Genomic DNA, 20,128 nt, shown 5'->3' with positions numbered 1-20,128 from the left:
TCTGCTGCACGTTGCGGGAGGACCTGCTCGACAGCGTCGGTGAGCTGGCGCGATCGAACCGCTTCGACACGATCCTCGTCGAGTCCACGGGCATCTCGGAGCCGATGCCGGTGGCGGCGACGTTCGACTGGACCTTCCCCGACGGCACCAGTCTCTCCGACCACGCCCGGCTCGACACGATGGTCACCCTCGTCGACGCGGCGGGCTTCCTGCGCGAGCTGACCACCGGCGACCGCCTGGAGGAGCGCGACCTGGCCGCCGCCGAGCAGGACGAGCGCACGATCTCCGACCTGCTCGTGGACCAGGTGGAGTTCGCGGACGTGCTGGTGGTGAACAAGACCGACCTCGTGACGGCCGACGAGCTCGCGACGCTCGACGCGGTGCTGCGGCGTCTCAACCCCGCCGCGCGCCTGCTGCACACGCGGCACGGTGTGGTCGAGCTGGCCGACGTGCTCGACACCGGCCGCTACGACCCGATCACCGCCGCACAGTCGCCCGGCTGGGTCCAGGAGCTGGCGGGCGGTCACACCCCGGAGACCGAGGAGTACGGAATCAGGTCCGTCACGTACCGCGCGTCCCGGCCGTTCCACCCCGCCCGCCTGGCCGAGGCCCTCTCCGACTGGGAAGGCATGTTGCGCAGCAAGGGTTTCTGCCACCTCGCGACCCGGCCGGAGGTGCTGGCCGTGTGGTCGCAGGCAGGTCCCAACCTCACGCTCGAACCGGGCGAGCTGCTCGACTCGCCGCACGCCCGGCAGGAGCTGGTGTTCATCGGAGTGGACCTCGACGTGACGGAACCCGCCCGCCGCCTCGATCCCGCGCTGCTCACCGACTCCGAGCTCGCGGCAGGGCCCGCCCACTGGCTGACCTTCGACGACCCGTTGCCGCAGTGGGACGTCTCGGACCTGCACGAGCACGGTCACGCCCTCGTCCGTCCGATGTAGACGTTGCGGGCCCGGTAGACGGTGTCCGCGGCCGGCCCCGGGCTGCCGGACGAGCCCTCCATCTGCAGGTTGATGATCACCCACAGCGGTTTGCCCACGAAGTTCCTCGCGCTGTGCTGGGCGATCCACTTGCCGTCGAGGTAGTAGTGGATGTCGACGTCGGTGTTGTTCACCTTGGTGATCCACGCCCGGTAGGTGTGCCACGAGCCGGGCGAGGACACCGCCACCGTGTTGGTCGAGACGTCACTGGACGTCCGGAAGGTGTTGAACCAGTTCCGGTTGTCCCCCTTGAACTCCAGGACGTCGCTCTCAGGTGGCCAGCTGTTCACGCCGGTCAGCCAGAACGCGGGCCAGGTGCCGCGGGCCGAAGGGGCCTGGAAGTCGCCCTTCACCTCCCAGTTGGGGAACTGGTCGGTCACCACGACGTGCTCCTTGGCGTGGATCGCACCCGAGTGGTAGCGGATCGGCAGGTGCGGGTCGGCACCGCTGTTGCCCTCGTCCCACGAGATGCGGGTCGCCTTCACCGTCAGCACGCCGCCCGACAGCGAGACGTGGTTGTGGTCGCTGGAGCTCGCGTACATGCGAGCCGAGCCGTTGTGGTCCGAACCCCACGGGTAGCGGTAGTTCCACTCCGACTCCAACGCGCCGTAGCTGCCGAAGGAGCCGGTGCCGACAACTTCCTCCCACGTGGCCGCATACGCGGTGCTCGCGAAGGCCGTCAAGAGGACGAGTGCAGCCGCTGCGATTCTCATTCTTCACACTGTGAAGCACAAAGTTGCTGTGGCACAACAACATCGTCGATTCGACAGTGATTCGATTCGACGTGAACGATGTGAGGGTCTGTCTCGTTCGGAACGGTGACCGTGCAACGCTGCCGAAAGGGCGCCTGCAGTGAAAGCCGTGTTCCACGATTCCGCCCTGCGCGACCTGCCACCGCTGGACCGCGCGTTGTTCCAGTCGTTCGGCGCCGGGCCGGCCAGGGTCCCGCCGTTCCACCACATCCACCACGCGGTCGAGAAACAGGCCGCGCGCCAGCCGAACGTGAACGCGGTGGAACACCTCGGCGAATCGCTGACCTACGGCGAGCTGAACCGCAGGGCGGAGCTGCTGGCCGAGTTCCTGACCCGCGCGGGAGTGCGTCCCGGCGAACGCGTCGGGCTGTTCCTGACCCGGTCGATCCCCATGGTCGTCGGCATTCTCGGCATCCTCAAAGCAGGCGCGGCTTATGTACCGCAGGACGTGCGCATCGCGCCGGAAGTCCACCTGCGACACATCGTCCGCACCGCGCGCATCAACTTCGTGCTCACCACGAGCGAACACCGGTTGCCCGGCCACCTCGGCACGGTCGTCGCGATCGACGAGGTGCCGGACGCCACGTCGTTCTGCCGCACCCCGGCGGCAGACTCCGACATCGCGGCCGTCATCTTCACCTCGGGCACCACCGGGCGTCCCAACGGAGTGCAGGTCTCGCACGCCAACCTGTGCAACGTCCTGCTGACCGCCCCTGGACGTCTCGGCATCGCACCGGGAACCAGGGTGTCGCAGCTCCTCAACATCGCCTTCGACATGGCGATGTGGGAGATCCTCGGCACGCTGGCGCACGGCGGCACGCTCGTCATCCGCGGCAGCGACATCGAGCAGACGGCGAGCACGGTGGACGTCGTCATCGCCACGCCCAGCGTGCTCGCGGCGCTGGATCCCGAGGTGTGCCAAGGGGTTCGCGCGGTCGCGGTCGCCGGTGAACGCTGCCCGCGGTCACTGGCCGACGTCTGGGCCCGCCAGGCCGTCTTCCACAACTCGTGCGGGCCCACCGAGGTCACCATCGTCAACACCGTGCAGCGCTACGAACGCGGTGGTCCGCTGACCATCGGCCGGCCCGTGCCCAACACGACCGTGTACGTGCTCGACGCGGACCTGCGGCCGTGCCGGATCGGTGAGGTCGGCGAGATGTGGGCGGGCGGCGACTGCGTGACGGCGGGCTATCTGGGTGATCCGGAGCTGACGGCCGAGCGCTACCGGCCCGACCCGTTCCTGGGCGGCGAGCATCTGATGTTCCGCACCCGCGACCTCGGGCGGTGGACGCGCGACGGTCAGCTGGAACACCACGGCCGCACCGACGACCAGGTCAAGGTGCGCGGGTTCCGGGTGGAGCTGGACGCCGTGACGTCGGCGCTGGAACGCGCGGTGGGCTGCGACCGGGCCACGACGGTGCTGCACAACGGCAAGCTCGTCGGGTTCATCAGCCCGGCGGGCGCCGCACCGGAGCAGGCACGCCGAGCCGTGGCGGAGCGGCTGCCGTACTACTGCGTGCCCACGTTGATCGTGCCGGTCGACACGCTGCCGACCACCGAACGCGGCAAGGTCGACCGCCGGGCACTGCTGTCGCGTCTGGACGGACAGAAGGAAACGGTGGCATGACCTCGGTTCACGCCGTCGGGCTGCCACCCGCCGACCGATCCTGGCGCACGGTCCTGCGGCGCAGGCCGTTCCACCACCACAACCGGCTCGTCGCGGCCGTCGTGCTGGTGAACCTCTGCTTCGTGGGCTCGTTCGCCGCGGACAGGTTGACCGCCCTGGTCGTCGCCAACCTCACGCTGGCCGCCCTCGTCCGCCAGCAACTCGTGATCAACCTGCTCTTCCGGCTCGCCACCAGCGTCCCGACTCATTGGCCGCTGAAGGTCCGCTGGACGCTCGGCAAGGTCTACCACTTCGGCGGACTGCACGTCGGCGCCGCGATCTGCGCCACCGCGTGGTTCGTCGTGCTCGCCGCCACGACCACCGGACCTCCGTTGGTCCTGGCGCTGACCTGGACGATCACTGCCCTGCTCTGCTCTCTCATCGTGCTCGCGCTCCCCCGCTTGCGCGCCAGGCACCACGACCTGTTCGAGCGCACGCACCGGTTCGGCGGGTGGTCCGTGCTCGTGCTTTTCGGCGTGCTCTCCGCCGTCCAGAACCCCGTCTTCCTCTGGCCCCTCGCCCTCGTGGCGGCCAGCGTGGCGTTGCCGTGGCTGAGGCTGCGGCGGGTTCCGGTGCACATCGTCAGCCCGTCACCGCATGTCGCGCTCGTGTCGTTCGACCACGGCGTCACACCGTTCGCGGGTTCGTCGACGACGGTGAGCCGCAACCCGTTGCTGGAGTGGCATTCCTTCGCCAACGTCCCGGCGCCGGGCCGCAGCGGCTTCCGGCTCACGATCTCCCGCGCGGGTGACTGGACCGCGAAGTTCATCGCCGACCAGCCGGGTCACGTGTGGGTCAAGGGCATCCCGACCGCCGGCGTCGGCAACATCGACAAGCTGTTCACCAGGGTGGTGTGGGTCGCGACCGGCAGCGGCATCGGGCCGTGCCTGCCCCACCTGCTGGCCGGGGACACACCCTCGGTGCTGGTGTGGTCGACCCGCAGCCCGCGCCGCACCTACGGGGACGCGCTGGTGGACGAGATCCTCGGCGTGCAACCCGACGCCGTTGTCTGGGACACCGAGAGCCAGGGCAAACCGGACCTGGTCGCGCTCGCGTACGACGCGTGGCAGCGCTTCGACGCGGAGGCGGTCATCTGCATCTCGAACAAACCCACCACCTGGCAGGTGGTCGAGGAGCTGGAATCCCGGGGGATTCCGGCCTACGGCGCGATCTGGGACTCGTGAGGAGACCACGATGGACTATCAGACACTCGTACTCGACGAGCACGACGGCGTCCTCACGGTGACCGTGCACCGGCCGCCCGCACGAAATGCGTTGTCCCAGCAGACACTCGTCGAGCTGCGGCATCTCCTCACTCACCTGACCGGCCCGCGCGCGGTGCTGCTCACGGGCTCGGAAGGTCCCGCGTTCATCGCGGGAGCAGACATCCGCGAGATGGCGGCGATGTCTCCGGACGAGGGCGAGTCGTTCGGGGCGCTGGGCCAGGAGGTCACCCGGCTGCTCGAACAGCTGCCGGTGCCCGTCATCGCGTGCGTCGACGGCTACGCGCTCGGCGGTGGCTGCGAGATGGCCATGGCGTGCGACTTCATCTACGCGAGCCGCAAGGCGGTGTTCGGCCAGCCGGAGGTCCTGCTGGGCCTCATTCCCGGCTTCGGCGGCTGCGTGCGGCTGTTCCGGCGGGTCGGTGTGGCGAAGGCACGGGAGCTGATCTACTCGGGCCGCCGCGTCGAGGCCGTCGAAGCGCATCGACTAGGCCTGGTCAACGAGGTCTTCGACAGCCGCGAGGAGATGTTCGCCGCGGCCCGGCTCGTGCTCGCCGACATCGCCGCCAACTCCCCCAGCGCCGTCGCGGCCTGCAAGTCGGTGATCAACACCGTGGACGGCCTGCCCGTCTCAGACGGCCTGCGGGTCGAGCTCGAAGCGTTTCGACAGGCCTTCACGACCGCCGACATGCGCGAGGGCACAGCAGCGTTCCTGGCCAAGCGGACGCCAGACTTCCGGACCTAGGGGTGCGCCATCAACGCCGATCACAGCACCCTCCTGCGCGCATTGCACGACAGCCACGCCGAGGCGCTCTGGCGCTATGCCCTGCGCCTCACCGGCGACAAGGAGCTGGCCCAGGACGTCGTGCAGGAGGCGTTGCTGCGGGCCTGGCGCCACCCGGACATCCTCGAACAGGGCACCGCGGCCTCGAAGGCGTGGCTCTACGCGGTGGCCAGGAACTTCGCCATCGACGAGGCCCGCAGCGCCCGCGCCCGCTGGGAGGTCGGCTCGGCCAGCCCTCCCGAACGCGCCCGGTGCGACCACACCGACAAGACGCTGGACGCCTGGCTGATCGCCGACGCGCTGTCCCAGCTCAAACCCGAGCACAGGGTGGTGATCGTGCGCGCCTACTACCGCGGTGAGTCCATCCCGGAACTGGCCGAGGCGCTGGGCGTGCCGCCGGGGACGGTGAAGTCGCGCCTGCACTACGGCCTGCGCGCGCTGCGGCTCGCACTGGAGGAGAACGGGGTGACCGGGCGGTGACGTGCCCGTTCCACGAGTGGGACGTGGCCTACGTGCTGGGGTCGCTGTCCCCCGGCGACCGGCAGGCCTACGAACGCCACCTGTCCGCGTGCCCGCCGTGTGAACACGAGGTGGGCCGGCTGGCGGGCACGGCGGGTCTCCTGTCCCGCGTGCCCGCCGAGTGGGCGGTGGAGTCCCTCGACCCCGCTCTGCCCGCCACCGTCCTGCCGAGGCTGGCGAGAGCGGCCCGACGCAGGCGCCTGCGCGTCACAGCGACGACGGTCCTGGTCGCCGCGGCGATCGGCGCGGTGCTCGCGTTCTGCCTCTGCTCTTAGTGCGGGGACTGCCCGTCAGACGGGTCGTGCACGTCGAGCCGGCCGCACATGCCGAACCGCTGCGGCCCCTCCGCGCGCATCACGTGGATGTCGGCGTCGGCCAAGTGCCCGATGTCGCCGCCCCGCAACAGGTTCAGGTGTTCACCGGTGCGTTCGGCCGACGCGAGCGCACCAGAACGCCACCGCTTCTCCCAGTCGTCCAGAACGCCCTGCTTCAGGCGGACGGCGGATCGGTAGAAGTCGTCCAGCGCGTCCTCGCCCGCCTTGCGCAGCTCCAGGAAACCTTCGAGGGCGAGGTCACGACGCCGCCGGGCCGAGGACTCGTCGGAAGCCTGAGCGTGCGCGGCATAGGAGTCCGCGTCGGACAGAACGGCGGGCGGGAACGTGAACACCGCGTCACCCGCCTCGGGCAGTCCGCTGTTCTGCATCACGACGAGGATCCGCAGATCACCGTCGTTGACCAGGCGGTGGATCGTGCCGGGCGTGAACCACGCGACCGTGCCCTCGCGCAACGGTGTCGAGGCGAACCCGCGGCGGGTCAGGGTCTGCACGCTCCCCTGCCCGCCGATCACGTAGTAGCACTCCGCGCAGGTGAGGTGGACGTGCGGCGAGCCTCCGCACACGCCGTCCACCGTCGGCCAGTCGTACACCCGCAGGCCGGAGATGCCCACTCCGCCCGGAAACGGCGTCACCACGGGTGAGCCTCCACATAGGACTCCAGCTGATCCCGGTCCCACGCCCCATCGGCGACGACGAGCCGGTAGCGCAGGCTCAGGGACTCGCCGGGCGCCACCTCCACCGTGTCGTGGAAGGCGAACGACGGGTTGACCGCCGCGAACGGGGTGCTGCGCACGAACCAGTGCGTGCCCTTGTTGTCCGGGTGATCGACGAACAGCAGCGTCGACGACCTGTCCACCTCGTCGTGCTGACCCACGAACGCGAGCCACCGCGCGGCCTTGCCCATCATCTCCTGCCCGGATCCGCCGTCGGCCGCGATCACCGTGCCCTCGGTGAACGAACGCGGGCCACGCCAGAAGAACCCGGTGTAGCCGGCGAGCTCACGGCCGTTCGTCGTCGGGCTGCCGAAGATCAACGGCTCCGAGCGCAGGTTCGTCAGCGTCGTGGCGAACTCCAGCGTCCACGCGTCGGCCTCGACGTCGCGCACGGTGAGCTCGCGCATCTCGTGCACCCAGTGCTGCCCCGCTTCGGTGAACCACGACAGCAGCTCACCGACCCGCACCTCACCGTCGGTCTCGTTGACGGCGAAGTCCTCGTGCCGCATGGTGCCGACGTTCGGCAGCACCACGTACCCCTGGTCGCGCACGTACGTGACGCCGCCCCAGAAGTTCTCGCCGGACACGTCGGTCGCGGTCATCTGGACGCCCTTGTGCCACCGGTGGTCGTGCGGCCGGAACGCCGTCACCACGTCACCGGCCAGCGTCCGCACGGGATGCAGGTACGGCTTCGGCCCCTCGAACGCGGGTGTCGACGGCTGGTGCACGTAGCTGAAGATCTCGACGTCGCCCACCGACACGACGAGCACCTCGTCGTCCTGCCGCGTGATCACCGGGCGTTCGCCCATGGGGCACCGATTCCTTCCATCGTCGCGTAGAACGGGCTGTCCGGGCCGATCTGACCGGCCTTCACCACGGTGCCGGTGAACGCCGAGGCGTACAGCGCGGCGATGAACTCCATCGTGTTGCGGGTGTCCGCCAGCGTCACCGGTGGCGTCTCGCCGGAATCAAGAGCGTCGAGGAACGCCGTCAGCTGGCACCGGTGACCGCTCACCATCCCCGACCGCTCCTCCCGCCACAGCGCCACCACCTCGTCATGGCCGGGCGCGGGCGTCACGGTCCAATGCGCGTCGGTGTAGCCGTATAGGTGCTCGACCTCCACCGTGGCACGCTCGAAGTCGAACCGCAGCTCCGAAGTTTCGCGCGGCGACAGCACCGAGTTGATCACCGACGCCACCGTGCCGTCCGCGAACGTCACCAGCGCCATCGACACGTCCTCCGTCGCGACGTCCCGTGCCTGCCGGGCCGCCACCGCACGGATCTCCTGCCACGGCCCCAGCACCGACAGCAGCAGGTCGAACTGGTGGATGCCGTGGCCCATCGTCGGACCGCCGCCCTCGCTGTCCCACGAACCGCGCCACGGCACGTCGAAGTAGGCGTCGCCGCGATACCAGAGCGTGTCGCACTTCGCCACGAACGACCTGCCCAGCACACCTTCGGCGACCATCCGCCGCAACCGGATCGCGGCTGGGCCGAAGCGGTGCTGGAACACCGTCGCCACCCGCCCGGCCGACACGCGTTCCGCCGCGATCAACGTGTCGATCTCGCTCAACGACAACGCCGGCGGCTTCTCCACGAGCACGTTCACATCCGCGGCGAGGCATTCGAGCGCCAACGGCACGTGCGCCCGCGGCGGAGTGCAGATGTGCACGACGTCCAGGTCTTCCGTGTCGAGCAACGCCGCCGGCCTGGAGTGCACCCGCGGCACATCCCACTCCTGGGCGAACTCCCTGGCACGTTGCTCGTCGACGTCCACCACGGCGACCAGCTCGACGCGATCACCCGCCGCCCGCAACGCCTCGGCGTGGGCGGACGCGATCGCGCCCGTGCCGACGATCGCCACGCGCCTCATTTCGCCGCGTCCACTTCGGACTGGACTTCCTTGATGAACGACGCGGCCGCGGCATCTGGCGTGGCCCGGCCGAACAGCACGTCCTCGGTGTGCCGCTTGAGGATCGCGTCGAGGGTGCTGGCCCCGTTCGGCGTGATCCTGGGCGGGTCGCTGACCGGCACGGTGTCCAGGTACTCCTTCGCGGCCTTGTCCGTCTCCTTGAGCTGCGCGGCGATCGCCGCGCGGATCTTCTGGTTCGCGGGCACACCGCGTTCGGTCAGCAGGACCTTGGCGGCTTCCTCGTCGTTGGCGAGGAAGCTCACGAACGCCGCCGCCTCCGCCGGGTGCTTCGACCGCGCCGACACGGACCAGAACATCGACGGCTTGTAGTACGCACCGGGTTTGCCCTGCGACTCACCGGGCAGGCGCAGCAGCTTCAGCTTGGCACCGCTGGCGGCGGTCAGCGCGGTCAGCTGGGTGTTCCACCAGAAGCCGAACGCCGCGGTGCCGGTCGCGGTCGCCGACTGGTTCAGCCCGGCGGACGCCTTCTCGACGGTCACCGACGGCGGCGCGGCCACGCCGGTCTTCGCGAGGTCGGAGATGTACTGCCAGTACTGCGTCGCGATCTCGGGTGGCAGCACGACCTTGCCGGCCGCGTCGAACAGCGACTTGCCCTGCTGCCGCGCCCGGATGCTCAGCCCCGCGGTGTCGTTGATGCCCGGCGACTGCACGCCGAACACCTGACCGCCGCCCGCCTTCGACACCTGCTCGCCGATCGCCTTCAGGTCGTCCCACGACCACTTCGTGTCGTCAGGCAACGGGATGTTGTACTTCGCGAGCAGATCGGTGTTGACCATGATCGAGTACATGCCCAGGCCGACCGGGAGTCCGTACTGCTTGCCGTCGACCGCACCGGTCGCGAGCGCCTTCTGGTCGAAGTTCGCGGTGTCGAGGTGCTTCTTTGCCTCGTTCAGGTCCAGCAACGCGCCGCGCTCGGCGTAGGAGGCGATGTACAGCTCGTCCATCTGCATGATGTCCGGCGCGTCGTTCGCGGCCATGGTCGTGGCGAGGCTGTCCCAGTAGCCGTTCCACTCCTTGAACTCACCTTTGACGGTGATGTTCGGGTGCCGGCGCTGGAACATCTCGATGACCTGCTGGGTCCGCTTGTGCCGGTCGTCCGCGCCCCACCAGGTGAACCGCAGCGTCACCGGTTCCGCGGTGAGATCACCACCGGCGCCGGAACCCGAGCCGCAGGCGGCGAGCAGCGACGCCACCAACGACGCCGCGACCGCCAGAGCTGTGCGAGACATGCGCGTTCCTTTCGGCTACTTGCCACCGGTCGTGGCGATCCCCTTGACGAGGTACCGCTGGCCGATGAGGAAGGCGAGGAAGATCGGGATGATCGACACGACGCTCATCGCGAACTGGGAACCCCAGGACGTGGCGACCGTCGAGTCGACGAACGAGCGAAGGGCGACCGGAACCGTGTACATGTCCGGGTCCGTCAGGTAGATCAGCTGGGTGAAGAAGTCGTTCCACGTCCAGATGAACGTGAAGATCGTCGTGGTGGCGAGCGCGGGCTTCATCAGCGGCAGGACGATCCGCAGGAAGATCCGCGGGTGACCGCAGCCGTCGATGCGCGCCGCCTCGTCCAGCTCCTTCGGCAGCCCGCGGATGAACTGCACCATGAGGAACACGAAGAACGCGTCCGTGGCCAGGATCTTCGGCACGATCAGCGGCAGGAACGTGTTCACCCAGCCGATCTGGGAGAACAGCACGTACTGCGGCACGATGATCACGTGCACCGGCAGCATGATCGTGCCGAGCATGATGCCGAACCACCAGCGCTTGCCGCTGAAGTGCAGGCGGGCGAACGCGTAGGCCGCCATCGAGCACGACACCAGGTTGCCGATGATGCAGCCCAGCACCAGGGTCGCCGAGTTGAGCAGGTAGGTGCCGAACGACGGGCTGAGCGCGTACCAGCCCTCGGTGTAGTTCTCGGTCTTCAGGCTGTCGAGGATCAGGCCGGGGCTGCGGAAGATCTCGTCGCCCGGACGCAGTGAGCTCACGACCATCCACAGCACCGGGTACAGCATCACGAACCCGATGAGGATCAGGCCGGCGTGCTTGGCCAGGGACGAGAGCCGGCCAACAGGAAGCCGATCAGTCGTCATAGAACACCCAGTACTTCGCCGCCCAGAAGTTGATCGCGGTGAACGCCGCGATGATCAACAGGAGGAACCACGCCAGCGCGGACGCGTAACCCATGTCGAACCGGCTGAAACCCTGCTGGTACAGGTAGAGCGTGTAGAACATGGTCGAGTCGGACGGGCCACCGGTGCCGCCGGAGACGACGAACGCCTGCGTGAACGACTGGAACGCGTGGATGATCTGCAGCACCAGGTTGAAGAACAGGATCGGCGACAGCAGCGGCAGGGTGATCCGCCAGAACTGCGACCACCTGCTCGCCCCGTCGATCGCGGCCGCTTCGTAGTAGACCGCGGGGATCTGCCGCAGCCCGGCCAGGAAGATGATCATCGGTGAGCCGAACGTCCACACGTTCAGCACGATGAGGGTCGACAGCGCGGTGTCCGGGTCGGAGATCCAGCCCCTGCCCTCGACGCCGAAGAAGCCCAGCACGCGGTTCAGCAGCCCCTCGGCGCCGAACACCTGGGTCCACAGCACCGCGATCGCCACGCTCGACCCGAGCAGCGAGGGCAGGTAGAAGGCCGAGCGGTAGAACGCCAGCCCGCGCAGTCCGCGGTCGAGCAGCAGCGCCACCCCCAGCGCGCACGCCAGCTGCAGCGGCACGGACACGAGCACGTAGGTGAACGTGACGCGCAGCGCGTTGTGCAGCCGCTCGTCGCTGAAGATGCGGGCGAAGTTGGCGAACCCGATGAACCTCGGCGGCTGGATCAGGTTGTACTTCGTGAAGCCCAGCCCGAAGGACGCGAGCACCGGACCGATCGTGATGAAGACCAGTCCGGCGAACCACGGCGCCAGGAACCAGAACGCCGCCTTGTTGTCGCGCTTGCGCACCTGCACAGCGCCATGGCGCAGTTGACGCAGTTCGTCCAACGCGCTCATGAACCCCTGCCCCGGTCGGCTGGAAAACGCTTTCCGGAGTCTGCAACGGAGGCTTCACCAGCGTCAAGCAAGGGTGTCGAACGGCGTCGAACGGCGTTGTCGAACGGAGACGTCCCCGTTCGACAGCAGTCCTCTGTGGACTAGGCCACGACCTTCACGGACAGGCCGGCCGGGGTGTACCTGGCCTCGACCCGGTGTTGTCCTCCGGCCACGGTGACACTGGCGAACCGGCCGGCCAGGCCGGGTGCGGCGAGCACCGGCACCACCGCGCCGGCGCGCACGCCCTCCAGCGTGATCTCCAGCGCACAGCCGGTCGCCAGCCTGATCGGGTGCGCGGCGGACAACACCGCGCAGCCCCCGCGCCGCGCCGTCACCGCCAGCGTGGTTCCCGAGGCCTGCCGGTAGTTCCGCACCCGGACCGCGGTGTCGAGCCGCAGGGTGCCTGAGCGCAGGTCGACGTCTCCCCTGCCCAGCGCGGACGGTGAGGCGGCGACGAGCGTGCCGCCCTCGACGCGGGTGCCGCCCGCGTAGGTGTTGGTGCCGGCCAACGTCAGCGTGCCGGTACCCCTCTTCACCAGCCCGCCGCAGCCGCCGATCGCGTTGTGCCAGGTGTCGGCCGCGTGGAAGCCACCGCGGTTCGCGTCCATGTCGACGCGCACGTCGGCGTCGAACGCGCCGAAACCGTCGGCGGCGTTGAAGAGGTTGAGCCTGCCCCACTGCTCCGGGCCGTCGAGCAGCGCGTGCCCGGACGGCAGCGCGGTGGTGCGCAGGACTTCCCGCCGCTGGTTCGCCGCGAGGTACGGCAGACGGGTCTCCAGCAGCACTTCCGCACCCTTCGGCACGGTCATCTCGACGCGACGGCCGATCCTGGGCAGCCCGTAGGTCAGCAACGGCTCCACCAGGCGGGCGTTGGCCTCGCGATCGGCGTACGGGTCGGTGGAGATGCCCGCGGAGTGCGCGTACTCGAACAGGTCCACGCCCACGTGCTGGCGGAAGAACTCGTTCGCCTGCGTCCTGGCGGCGGCCTTGAGCGTGGCGTTCTGGGGGTCCGCGAGCGTCGCGGCGGCCAGCGCGGTCGCCAGGATCCGGCCGCCGATCACATCCACCGGCGAGTGCATGCCCGCCACGATCCTGGTGTCGGCGGTGTCGAACGCCCTGGTCACGAGCTCCTGGAACCGTTCGGGGATCGCGTAGGCCAGCGCCAGGCAGGCCAGGTGCAACGCGTTGGTGTGGCCGCTCGGGTAGCCCGCGTCGTCGGCCGGGCTGAGGTTGCGCTGACGCAGCAACTGCGGGGCGACCACGACCTCCGAGCGGTACACCGGGAAGCCGAACTCGTCGGTCCCGCCGGTCGGCACCACCGTGCTGTCCGGGGTCATCCGCCACGGGCGCGGGTACTGGTAGGCGTACTTCGACGGGTTGCCGGAGGCGAAGTTCCCGCGCACGGTGTTGACCAGGAGAACGACCTGGCCGAGCTCCGAGTCCGGCGATCCGGCACCGAGCGCAGACCCGGCCGGGGCGTCCGCCGGCAGCTTGTCGTCCACAGTGGACGGTGGCGTGCCGTCCGGCGCCGAGGTGATGCCGGTGACGGCCTTGGCTCCCGCTTTGTACAGCTCGGCCAGCGGGCCGAGGCCGCCGATCGCGCTGTAGCTCTGGTGCTGACGGTCCACGATGAACGCTCGCTTGGCCTGGTCGGCGGTCCGCGCCCTGGTGATCCGCGCGACGTGGCGGACGTTGGCCCTGAGCACGTTCCGGTTGAGCACGACTCCGGTGTTCCAGCTGGTGCCGGTGCGCCAGAGGTCCTGCATCCCGGACAGGGCGCGGACCGCGGCGTTGGTCTCCGGTGTCCGGTTGGCCGGCACGTTGGTGCGGTAGGAGTCGACGAACGGCGCCGCGCCCGTGGGCAGTTCGGCGGCGCTCGCTTCGAGGGCCCGGTCCAGTGCGGACGGGCCGAGCAACAGGCCGGCAGACAGCATCGCCGAACGACGCAGCAGGGCTCTGCGATCGAACTCATCGGCGGTCGTGGTCATGTTAGCGCTCCCAATGGTCCTCGAAGGACACTTGTGGCGGCACGGGGATTGTGGTGCACAATACGCAACGAGACCGGACCGTACTCGAAGTTGAGGTGATGTGAGCGTTAACAGTTCACGGTGCGGTGAGGCGCAGGACAGGCTCGCCGCCCACGTCACCGGCCTGGTGGCCGACCACCGCTGTGAAGAACGGGGTGCGCACTCGCACGCCGCCGGGGACCTCCTCGGCCACGACCTCCAGCGCGACGGGCTGCGGTCCGTAGCAGAGGACGAACACGGCTCGCCCGTGCGGCGTTTCGGAGATCGGGTCGGCCAGCACGTGGTTGGTCGCGATCACCCGGCGCCAGCCCGCGTCCGGATCGCCGTAGCCCCTGGGGTCGTCGCCGAGCCAGAACGACAGCTGTTCCTGGGTCATGCCCGCGGTGCGCGGGTTGTTGAAGTACGCGGGCCCGTCCGGCGGGTTCTCCACTCGCAGACCGGCCGCCGAGGTCAGCGCGAGGCCGCCCGCGAGCAGCACTCCCCCGGTGTCGAACGCACGCCAGGCGTCGCCGAGGTCGAACTCGCCGCCACCCGGCTCGCTCACCGTCCGGATGCGCCGTTGCCGCGAGCCTTCCGCTGTGACGTAAGGGAGCCCGGCGAGAAAACTCAGCTCGGCGCTGAGCGGGAACGCGGCGCGGTCGAGGATCGCGACCAGGAACAGGCCTTCGCCATCGGTGACGTACAGCTGCTGCACGGAGTGCATGACCTGGTCCCAGGTCACCACGGCTTTGGTCACCAGCTTGGCACCCAGACCGCCCGCGGTCACGTCGCGCACGCGCACCGGGCCGAGCGGCCGAGTCAGCAGCGTCCTGCGGCCGTCGGCGTAGCGCACCAGCGGCCCGATGCCGTGCTGGTGATCGACGATCGACTCGATCACCGCGGTCCCACCGGCATCGATCAGGTACGGGGTCGACGCGCCGGTGAGCGACACGGAGACCTTCCCGTGCCGCAACGAATAGCGCGTGTGCACAGGAGTCGAGGCCGGTTCGCGGTACCACCGGCTGTCGTCCAGGAAGAACCACACGGTCGCGAAGGCGAAGTGCCCGCTCGGCAGGCCGGGTGTGCCGGCGCAGAAGTAGGCCACCCGCCGGTCGCCGAGGTAGCGCCCCAGCTCGGCCTGGACGCGGCCGCTGAAGAACCGCAGCCCGAGCATGCCCTCACACCCGGAGTGCTGCTCGCTGTAGCGGGGCCCGCCGTAGTCGAAGCCGCGGGCCGACAGCCGCGTCTCCAGGTGCCGGGCGACCTCCTCGCCGTCGTCGAGGAAGCACTTCTCGCCGCTCACCTGGTAGGCCCGCGCCAGGAACGTGAGCGAGATAGGCAGGTAGTTCTGGTCGTGCCCGGCGCCGTGCTCGACCGGCAGCCGCAGCTCGCGGTCGACGACGCGCCTGGCCCTGACCTCGCTGTGGTACAGGAACATCGCGACGTCCACGATGGACTTCTCGGACAACAGCCGCCCGAGCGTCAAACCGGCCACCACGGCACCGATCGCCTGGTTCGCGGTCTGCTGCGGGTTGAACATGCTCACCTCGGTGAGCCAGCGCCAGAACCCAGTCGCCACCTCGGCGAGCGCGGTCCACTGCTCCTCGGTGATCACCTCGCGGCCGAGCTCCAGCACGTTCACCGCGTGCAGCAACGCCCACACCGTGCTCGGCCAGTCGCCGAAGGGGTGTTCGCCGGCTTCGAGCACGTAGCGCGCGTACGGCAGGCCGCTGTCGCGCACGTGCAGGAACGGCTCACCGGGATTGTCGGTGCGGAAGACCCGTTCGGCCAGCACGAAGTCCAGCCCGCGTCGAACGGATTCGACGATTTCGGCGTCGCGCCGGTCGCCGCGGTGCCAGGCCAGGCACAGCAACGACACCACGCCGAGCGCCATGTCACCGATGTCGTCGTCGGCGGCCGGGTCTTCGAGGTTGCCGTCGGGACGCTGGCGCCCGATCGCCGCGGACACCGCCCTGGCGAGCACCATCCGCAGCTCTTCGTCGTCGTCAGGCAGGTCGTGCACGCTCGCGTGCTGGCTCGGCAGATACACCGCGGCGGCGGTCATCGGTACTCCTCGCGGGGCGCTCGCCCAAGATCGTCAGCAGTGGGGGGCGTGCGTGGCCGGAGTGCGGCTCCTCCCCGTGGTTCTCGTGTGCGTCGCGGCTGGGACCCGCCTAGTTGGTTCAAACGTAAACTTGTTCACCCGGTCGGAGTCAAGACGCAAATGTGGCCGACTCGTTGGGGAACAAGGTTTCCAGAAGATGTTCTTGACAGGCGGGTAGTCGGTTCCTACAGTCCCGGAAAGCGCTTTCCAGCTCCCTGGGACGGACCACTGGAACTGCGCCGTGCGTGGCATCGAGAACTCGGCCGTGTGGTCCAGCGATGACGTCCCGGGGAGTGGAATGTCGGCAACACCTGTGCGCAAACGCAAGCGGCACAAGCACAACCTCGCGGGCTACGGATTTCTCGCGCCCTGGCTGGTCGGCCTGTTCGCGTTCACGCTGATCCCGATGGCGTACTCGCTGTACCTGTCGCTGACCAAGTTCAACCTGCTCACCGCTCCACAGTGGACCGGATTCGACAACTACGCCCGGCTGTTCTCCGACGAACGGTACCTGCAGTCCATCAAGGTGACGCTGCTCTACGTGGTGACCTCGGTGCCGCTCAAACTCGCCGCCGCGCTGCTGGTCGCCGTCGCGCTCAACCGCGGGTTGAAGGCGCTCGGCTTCTACCGTGCGACGTTCTACCTGCCGTCGCTGCTGGGCGCGAGCGTCGCGGTGTCGGTGATGTGGCGCCAGATCTTCTCCCGCGAGGGTCTGGTGAACCAGTTCCTCGGGTTGTTCGGCATCCAGGGCGCGGACTGGATCGGTGATCCGCGTTACGCGATGTGGACGCTGGTCCTGTTGTCCGGCTGGCAGTTCGGCACGCCGATGCTCATCTTCCTGGCCGGGCTCAAGCAGCTGCCGCAGGACCTGTACGAGGCCGCGGCCATCGACGGCGCCGGGCGGTTCACCGTGTTCTTCAAGATCACGCTTCCCCTGCTGTCCCCCATGGTGTTCTTCAACCTCGTGCTGGAGACGATCAACGCGTTCCAGACCTTCACGCCGGCCTACGTCATCTCGAACGGTCTCGGCGGCCCGATCGACTCGACCCTCCTGTACACGCTTTACCTGTACCTCAAGGGATTCGGCAGCATGCAGATGGGTTACGCGTCCGCGATGGCGTGGGTGCTGTTCGCGGTGATCGGCCTGTTCACGGCGGTCTACTTCTGGTCGGCCCGCAGGTGGGTGAACTATGCGGACTGAGAAGAAGCAGGTGCACTGGCGGGCGCACGCCGTGCTGATCGTCGTGCTCGTGGCGATGATCTACCCGATGGTCTGGCTGGTCGGCGCGTCGTTCAAGCCGGAGAACCAGATCTTCAGCACGATGAACCCGTTCCCGTTCGCTTTCACGATCGCCAACTACCTCAGCGGCTGGACGGCGACGGGCAACTCGTTCACCGTCTACCTGGCCAACTCGCTGACGGTGTCGCTCTGCACGGTGATCGCGAACGTGGCGTCCTGCTCGGTGGCGGCGTACGCGTTCGCGCGCCTGGACTTCGCGTTCAAGAGGTTCTGGTTCGCGGTGATGCTCGGCACGATGATGCTGCCGTTCCAGGCGACCCTGATCCCCCAGTACACGATCTTCTACCAGCTGAACTGGATCAACACGTTCCTGCCGCTGGTCGTGCCCTACCTGCTGGCCACCGACGCCTTCTTCATCTTCCTGATGGTGCAGTTCATCCGCGGCATCCCGCGCGAGCTGGACGAGGCGGCGGCGCTGGACGGCGCCGGGCACGTGCGGGTGTTCTTCAGCATCATCCTCCCGTTGCTGAGGCCTGCTCTGCTCACCACGACGATCCTGACGTTCATCTGGACGTTCAACGACTTCCTGCGCCAGCTGGTCTACCTGTCGGACCACTCGCGGTACACCGCACCGCTCGGGCTCAACGCGTTCGTCGACCGGGCCAGCGGGTCCAGCTACGGCGGAATGCTCGCGATGTCCGTCGTCACCCTCGTGCCCACCGTCGCCGTCTTCATCGTCTCGCAACGCCGGCTGGTCGAGGGCGTCGCGACCACCGGCATCAAGTAACGCCTTTCACCGCCAAGAAGGGGAAACACATGTCCATCTCCAGGAGAGGCCTCTTCGGCCTGGCCGGTGGTCTCGCCGCGGCGTCCGTCGCCGGCTGCGGGTTCGCGCCGGCCGGCAACAGCGGCGCGGCGAACAACTCGCTGACGTTCCGCTGGTGGGGCGGTGAAGCGCGCAACAAGGCGTACCAGAGCGCTCTGCAGATCTTCACGCAGAAGAACGGCACCAAGGTCGACCCCCAGTTCTCCGGCTACGACGGGTACTTCAACAAGCTGAACACCGAGTTCGCCGGCGGCAACCCACCCGACCTGTTCCAGATGGACACCGCGCTGGTCAGCACCTACGCGGCCAAGGGTGTGCTGACCGACCTGGGGTCGTTCATCCCGAGCACGATCCACCTGGACACGCTCTACCCGGCGGTGCGCGGGGCGGGCGTGGTGGACGGCAAGACCTACGGCGTGCCGTCCGGGTCCGGTTACGCGCCGGTGCTCTACGACAAGACCGTCTTCGAGCAGGCGAAGATCCCCGTACCTGCCGACACGTGGACGTGGGACGACTTCGGTCGCATCGCCGGTGAGATGTCGAAGGCCATGGGACAGGGCAAGTACGGCGCGCTGGACGCCTCGAAGGACGACTCCGGCGCGTTGCAGCCGTGGCTTCGGCAGCGCGGCAAGGACCTCTACACCGGCGACGGCAAGCTCGGGTTCACCAAGGACGACCTGGCCGAGTGGTTCGCGTTGTGGGAGAAGCTGCGCAAGGCCGGTGCCATCTGCCCGCCCGAGATGCTGTCCAACACCGACGCCGCGACGGGCAGCCACCCGTTGATCTCCGGTCAGATCGCGATGACCACCGGGTGGGGCCTCGCGCAGATGGCGCCCTTGACCCAGCACACGCTCGACATCGTGGTGGTGCCGCGCGGCGGCAACGGCAAGACCGGACAGGCGCTCAGCGGCGGCGTGCTGCTGTGCATTCCGGCCAAGAGCAAGAACCCGGAGGCCGCCGCCAAGGTCATCGACCTGTTCATCAGCGACGTCGACGCGATCAAGGCGATGGGCATGTCGCGCGGAATCCCGCCGTCGGGCAAGGCTTTGGAGACGTTGACGCCGACGTTGACCGCGTCGGACAAGCGCGACGTGACCTACGCGCAGTACGTCGCCGACGAGGTGGCGAAGGACGGGCTGCCGAACGCCCCGACCGCACCTCCTGGTTACAACGACGCGAAAACGGCTCTCGACGCGGCGGCGAAGCAGGTCGCGTTCGGCAAGATGTCGATTCCCGACGCGGTCGCGCAGTACTTCCGCGACGCCGAGGCAGCACTGCAAGGGGCCAAGTAACACCGTGGCAAGTGATCCTGGGGTGACCGTCGAGAGCACGGATCTGTTCGTCGGCCCGGCTTCCGCGCCGCGCCAGCTGGTTCGCGTCACCATCTCGGTGCCGCGGTCCGAGCAGGCGTGGGTGCGGATCACCGGGCCGCTGATCCGCACACCGGAACCGGTGCGGGTGGCGGGAGGTCCGGACGAGGTCGTGGCCGAGGTCGGCGTGGTGTTCTCCGCGCCGGTCACCGCCGGCACGGCCTGTCCGGCGACCGTGCTCGTCGCGCCGGTCAGCGGTGCGCCGCCGTTCGCCTGGGACGTCACGGTGACCGTGGCGGAGACCGGGTGGACGATGTGGATGGTCTCGCACTTCCACTACGACCCGGTGTGGTGGAACACCCAGGCGGGCTTCACCGAGACGTGGCTCGACCTGCCGGGTGCGCAGGCCAAGCGGATGCCGTTCCAGCTCTCGGCGTTCGACCTGGTGCGCGCTCATCTCGACGCGGCCCGGACGGACGAGGACTACCGGTTCGTGCTCGCCGAGGTCGACTACCTCAAGCCGCACTGGGACGCGTTTCCCCATGACCGGCACGATTTGCGGCGGTTCCTGCGCGAGGGCCGGATCGAGATCGTCGGCGGGAAAAATCGCGGGATCATTAGCGAACTGGATGTTTCGATCAGGTCATGTTCTCCCGACCGGCGATCCTGGTCGACGTCGACGGCCCGCTGAA

The 20,128-nt window shown here is 68.6% G+C and carries 19 protein-coding genes; 10 read left to right on the top strand and 9 right to left on the bottom strand.

Annotated features, from left to right (window positions below; all coding sequences use genetic code 11):
- Positions 1-941: GTP-binding protein (locus ABZX92_RS38370; RefSeq protein ID WP_355570380.1), on the top strand; the 941-nt coding region annotated here is incomplete at its 5' end.
- Here the strand turns inward: ABZX92_RS38370 and ABZX92_RS38365 are convergent.
- The gene (locus tag ABZX92_RS38365) at positions 917-1,693 is read right to left on the bottom strand and encodes a family 16 glycosylhydrolase (protein ID WP_355570379.1); all 777 of its coding nucleotides are present in this window, start codon (positions 1,691-1,693) and stop codon (positions 917-919) included. The genes ABZX92_RS38370 and ABZX92_RS38365 overlap by 25 nt on opposite strands.
- 148 nt (positions 1,694-1,841) lie before the next feature.
- On the opposite strand from ABZX92_RS38365, the gene ABZX92_RS38360 reads away from it, so the two are divergent.
- Genes ABZX92_RS38360 through ABZX92_RS38340 form a run of 5 tightly spaced genes read left to right on the top strand, consistent with a single transcriptional unit; the run spans position 1,842 to position 6,199 of the window.
- Positions 1,842-3,359, top strand: coding sequence for an amino acid adenylation domain-containing protein (locus ABZX92_RS38360; protein ID WP_355570378.1), 1,518 nt, complete (start codon positions 1,842-1,844; stop codon positions 3,357-3,359).
- Positions 3,356-4,582: a hypothetical protein gene (locus ABZX92_RS38355; protein WP_355570377.1), complete on the top strand. Its 1,227-nt coding sequence runs from the start codon at positions 3,356-3,358 to the stop codon at positions 4,580-4,582. Before ABZX92_RS38360 ends, ABZX92_RS38355 begins: the two co-directional genes overlap by 4 nt.
- A gap of 10 nt (positions 4,583-4,592) precedes the next feature.
- The gene (locus ABZX92_RS38350) at positions 4,593-5,366 is read left to right on the top strand and encodes an enoyl-CoA hydratase-related protein (protein ID WP_355570376.1); all 774 of its coding nucleotides are present in this window, start codon (positions 4,593-4,595) and stop codon (positions 5,364-5,366) included.
- Between the two features lie 9 nt (positions 5,367-5,375).
- Entirely contained in the window at positions 5,376-5,885 is a 510-nt protein-coding gene (locus ABZX92_RS38345; RefSeq protein ID WP_355570381.1) for a sigma-70 family RNA polymerase sigma factor, read from the top strand.
- Complete coding sequence (locus ABZX92_RS38340; RefSeq protein ID WP_355570375.1) at positions 5,882-6,199, top strand: zf-HC2 domain-containing protein; 318 nt, start codon at positions 5,882-5,884, stop codon at positions 6,197-6,199. Before ABZX92_RS38345 ends, ABZX92_RS38340 begins: the two co-directional genes overlap by 4 nt.
- On the opposite strand, the gene ABZX92_RS38335 is transcribed toward ABZX92_RS38340, so the two are convergent.
- The 8 genes from ABZX92_RS38335 to ABZX92_RS38300 all read right to left on the bottom strand — a co-directional run bounded on the left by ABZX92_RS38335 (position 6,196) and on the right by ABZX92_RS38300 (position 16,021).
- The gene (locus ABZX92_RS38335) at positions 6,196-6,891 is read right to left on the bottom strand and encodes a cupin domain-containing protein (protein WP_355570374.1); all 696 of its coding nucleotides are present in this window, start codon (positions 6,889-6,891) and stop codon (positions 6,196-6,198) included. The genes ABZX92_RS38340 and ABZX92_RS38335 overlap by 4 nt on opposite strands.
- Positions 6,888-7,781, bottom strand: a complete 894-nt coding sequence (locus ABZX92_RS38330) for a PmoA family protein (RefSeq protein ID WP_355570373.1) — start codon at positions 7,779-7,781, stop codon at positions 6,888-6,890. The genes ABZX92_RS38335 and ABZX92_RS38330 overlap by 4 nt, the downstream gene beginning before the upstream one ends.
- A complete protein-coding gene (locus tag ABZX92_RS38325) occupies positions 7,763-8,845 on the bottom strand; it encodes a Gfo/Idh/MocA family oxidoreductase (protein WP_355570372.1) in 1,083 nt (360 codons plus the stop codon). Before ABZX92_RS38325 ends, ABZX92_RS38330 begins: the two co-directional genes overlap by 19 nt.
- Positions 8,842-10,134 (bottom strand): extracellular solute-binding protein, encoded by a 1,293-nt coding sequence (locus tag ABZX92_RS38320; RefSeq protein ID WP_355570371.1) that lies wholly within the window; start codon positions 10,132-10,134, stop codon positions 8,842-8,844. The genes ABZX92_RS38325 and ABZX92_RS38320 overlap by 4 nt, the downstream gene beginning before the upstream one ends.
- Before the next feature lie 15 nt (positions 10,135-10,149).
- Entirely contained in the window at positions 10,150-10,998 is an 849-nt protein-coding gene (locus ABZX92_RS38315) for a carbohydrate ABC transporter permease (RefSeq protein WP_355570370.1), read from the bottom strand.
- Positions 10,988-11,911 carry a sugar ABC transporter permease gene (locus ABZX92_RS38310; RefSeq protein WP_355570369.1) on the bottom strand — a complete coding sequence of 308 codons (924 nt, stop codon included), beginning with the start codon at positions 11,909-11,911 and terminating at the stop codon, positions 10,988-10,990. Before ABZX92_RS38310 ends, ABZX92_RS38315 begins: the two co-directional genes overlap by 11 nt.
- Before the next feature lie 140 nt (positions 11,912-12,051).
- A complete protein-coding gene (locus tag ABZX92_RS38305) occupies positions 12,052-13,938 on the bottom strand; it encodes a phosphatase PAP2 family protein (protein WP_355570368.1) in 1,887 nt (628 codons plus the stop codon).
- Positions 13,939-14,053: 115 nt separating this feature from the next.
- On the bottom strand, positions 14,054-16,021 hold the full coding sequence (locus ABZX92_RS38300; RefSeq protein WP_355570367.1) for a hypothetical protein: 1,968 nt from the start codon (positions 16,019-16,021) through the stop codon (positions 14,054-14,056).
- A gap of 337 nt (positions 16,022-16,358) precedes the next feature.
- Here ABZX92_RS38300 and ABZX92_RS38295 point away from each other — a divergent pair, with 337 nt between their 5' ends.
- From ABZX92_RS38295 to ABZX92_RS38280, 4 genes are read left to right on the top strand one after another with little or no spacing between them, the layout of a single operon-like run.
- Positions 16,359-17,261: a sugar ABC transporter permease gene (locus ABZX92_RS38295; RefSeq protein WP_355570366.1), complete on the top strand. Its 903-nt coding sequence runs from the start codon at positions 16,359-16,361 to the stop codon at positions 17,259-17,261.
- The gene (locus ABZX92_RS38290; RefSeq protein WP_355570365.1) at positions 17,251-18,087 is read left to right on the top strand and encodes a carbohydrate ABC transporter permease; all 837 of its coding nucleotides are present in this window, start codon (positions 17,251-17,253) and stop codon (positions 18,085-18,087) included. Before ABZX92_RS38295 ends, ABZX92_RS38290 begins: the two co-directional genes overlap by 11 nt.
- Before the next feature lie 29 nt (positions 18,088-18,116).
- Positions 18,117-19,418 (top strand): extracellular solute-binding protein, encoded by a 1,302-nt coding sequence (locus tag ABZX92_RS38285; RefSeq protein ID WP_355570364.1) that lies wholly within the window; start codon positions 18,117-18,119, stop codon positions 19,416-19,418.
- Positions 19,419-19,440: 22 nt separating this feature from the next.
- A complete protein-coding gene (locus ABZX92_RS38280; protein WP_355570363.1) occupies positions 19,441-20,127 on the top strand; it encodes a hypothetical protein in 687 nt (228 codons plus the stop codon).
- Position 20,128 lies beyond the last annotated feature (1 nt).

Source organism: Lentzea sp. NPDC006480 (assembly GCF_040611995.1).
GTDB lineage: Bacteria > Actinomycetota > Actinomycetes > Mycobacteriales > Pseudonocardiaceae > Lentzea.
The sequence above is the reverse complement of the archived record's forward strand: the minus strand, read 5'-3'. Positions and strand labels throughout refer to the sequence as shown.

Coding starts and splice junctions, on each gene's coding strand:
- ABZX92_RS38365 (WP_355570379.1), bottom strand. CDS start 1,693: ATGAGAATCGCAGCGGCTGCACTCGTCCTCTTGACGGCCTTCGCGAGC.
- ABZX92_RS38355 (WP_355570377.1), top strand. CDS start 3,356: ATGACCTCGGTTCACGCCGTCGGGCTGCCACCCGCCGACCGATCCTGG.
- ABZX92_RS38350 (WP_355570376.1), top strand. CDS start 4,593: ATGGACTATCAGACACTCGTACTCGACGAGCACGACGGCGTCCTCACG.
- ABZX92_RS38330 (WP_355570373.1), bottom strand. CDS start 7,781: ATGGGCGAACGCCCGGTGATCACGCGGCAGGACGACGAGGTGCTCGTC.
- ABZX92_RS38325 (WP_355570372.1), bottom strand. CDS start 8,845: ATGAGGCGCGTGGCGATCGTCGGCACGGGCGCGATCGCGTCCGCCCAC.
- ABZX92_RS38320 (WP_355570371.1), bottom strand. CDS start 10,134: ATGTCTCGCACAGCTCTGGCGGTCGCGGCGTCGTTGGTGGCGTCGCTG.
- ABZX92_RS38315 (WP_355570370.1), bottom strand. CDS start 10,998: ATGACGACTGATCGGCTTCCTGTTGGCCGGCTCTCGTCCCTGGCCAAG.
- ABZX92_RS38310 (WP_355570369.1), bottom strand. CDS start 11,911: ATGAGCGCGTTGGACGAACTGCGTCAACTGCGCCATGGCGCTGTGCAG.
- ABZX92_RS38305 (WP_355570368.1), bottom strand. CDS start 13,938: ATGACCACGACCGCCGATGAGTTCGATCGCAGAGCCCTGCTGCGTCGT.
- ABZX92_RS38300 (WP_355570367.1), bottom strand. CDS start 16,021: ATGACCGCCGCCGCGGTGTATCTGCCGAGCCAGCACGCGAGCGTGCAC.
- ABZX92_RS38295 (WP_355570366.1), top strand. CDS start 16,359: ATGTCGGCAACACCTGTGCGCAAACGCAAGCGGCACAAGCACAACCTC.
- ABZX92_RS38290 (WP_355570365.1), top strand. CDS start 17,251: ATGCGGACTGAGAAGAAGCAGGTGCACTGGCGGGCGCACGCCGTGCTG.
- ABZX92_RS38285 (WP_355570364.1), top strand. CDS start 18,117: ATGTCCATCTCCAGGAGAGGCCTCTTCGGCCTGGCCGGTGGTCTCGCC.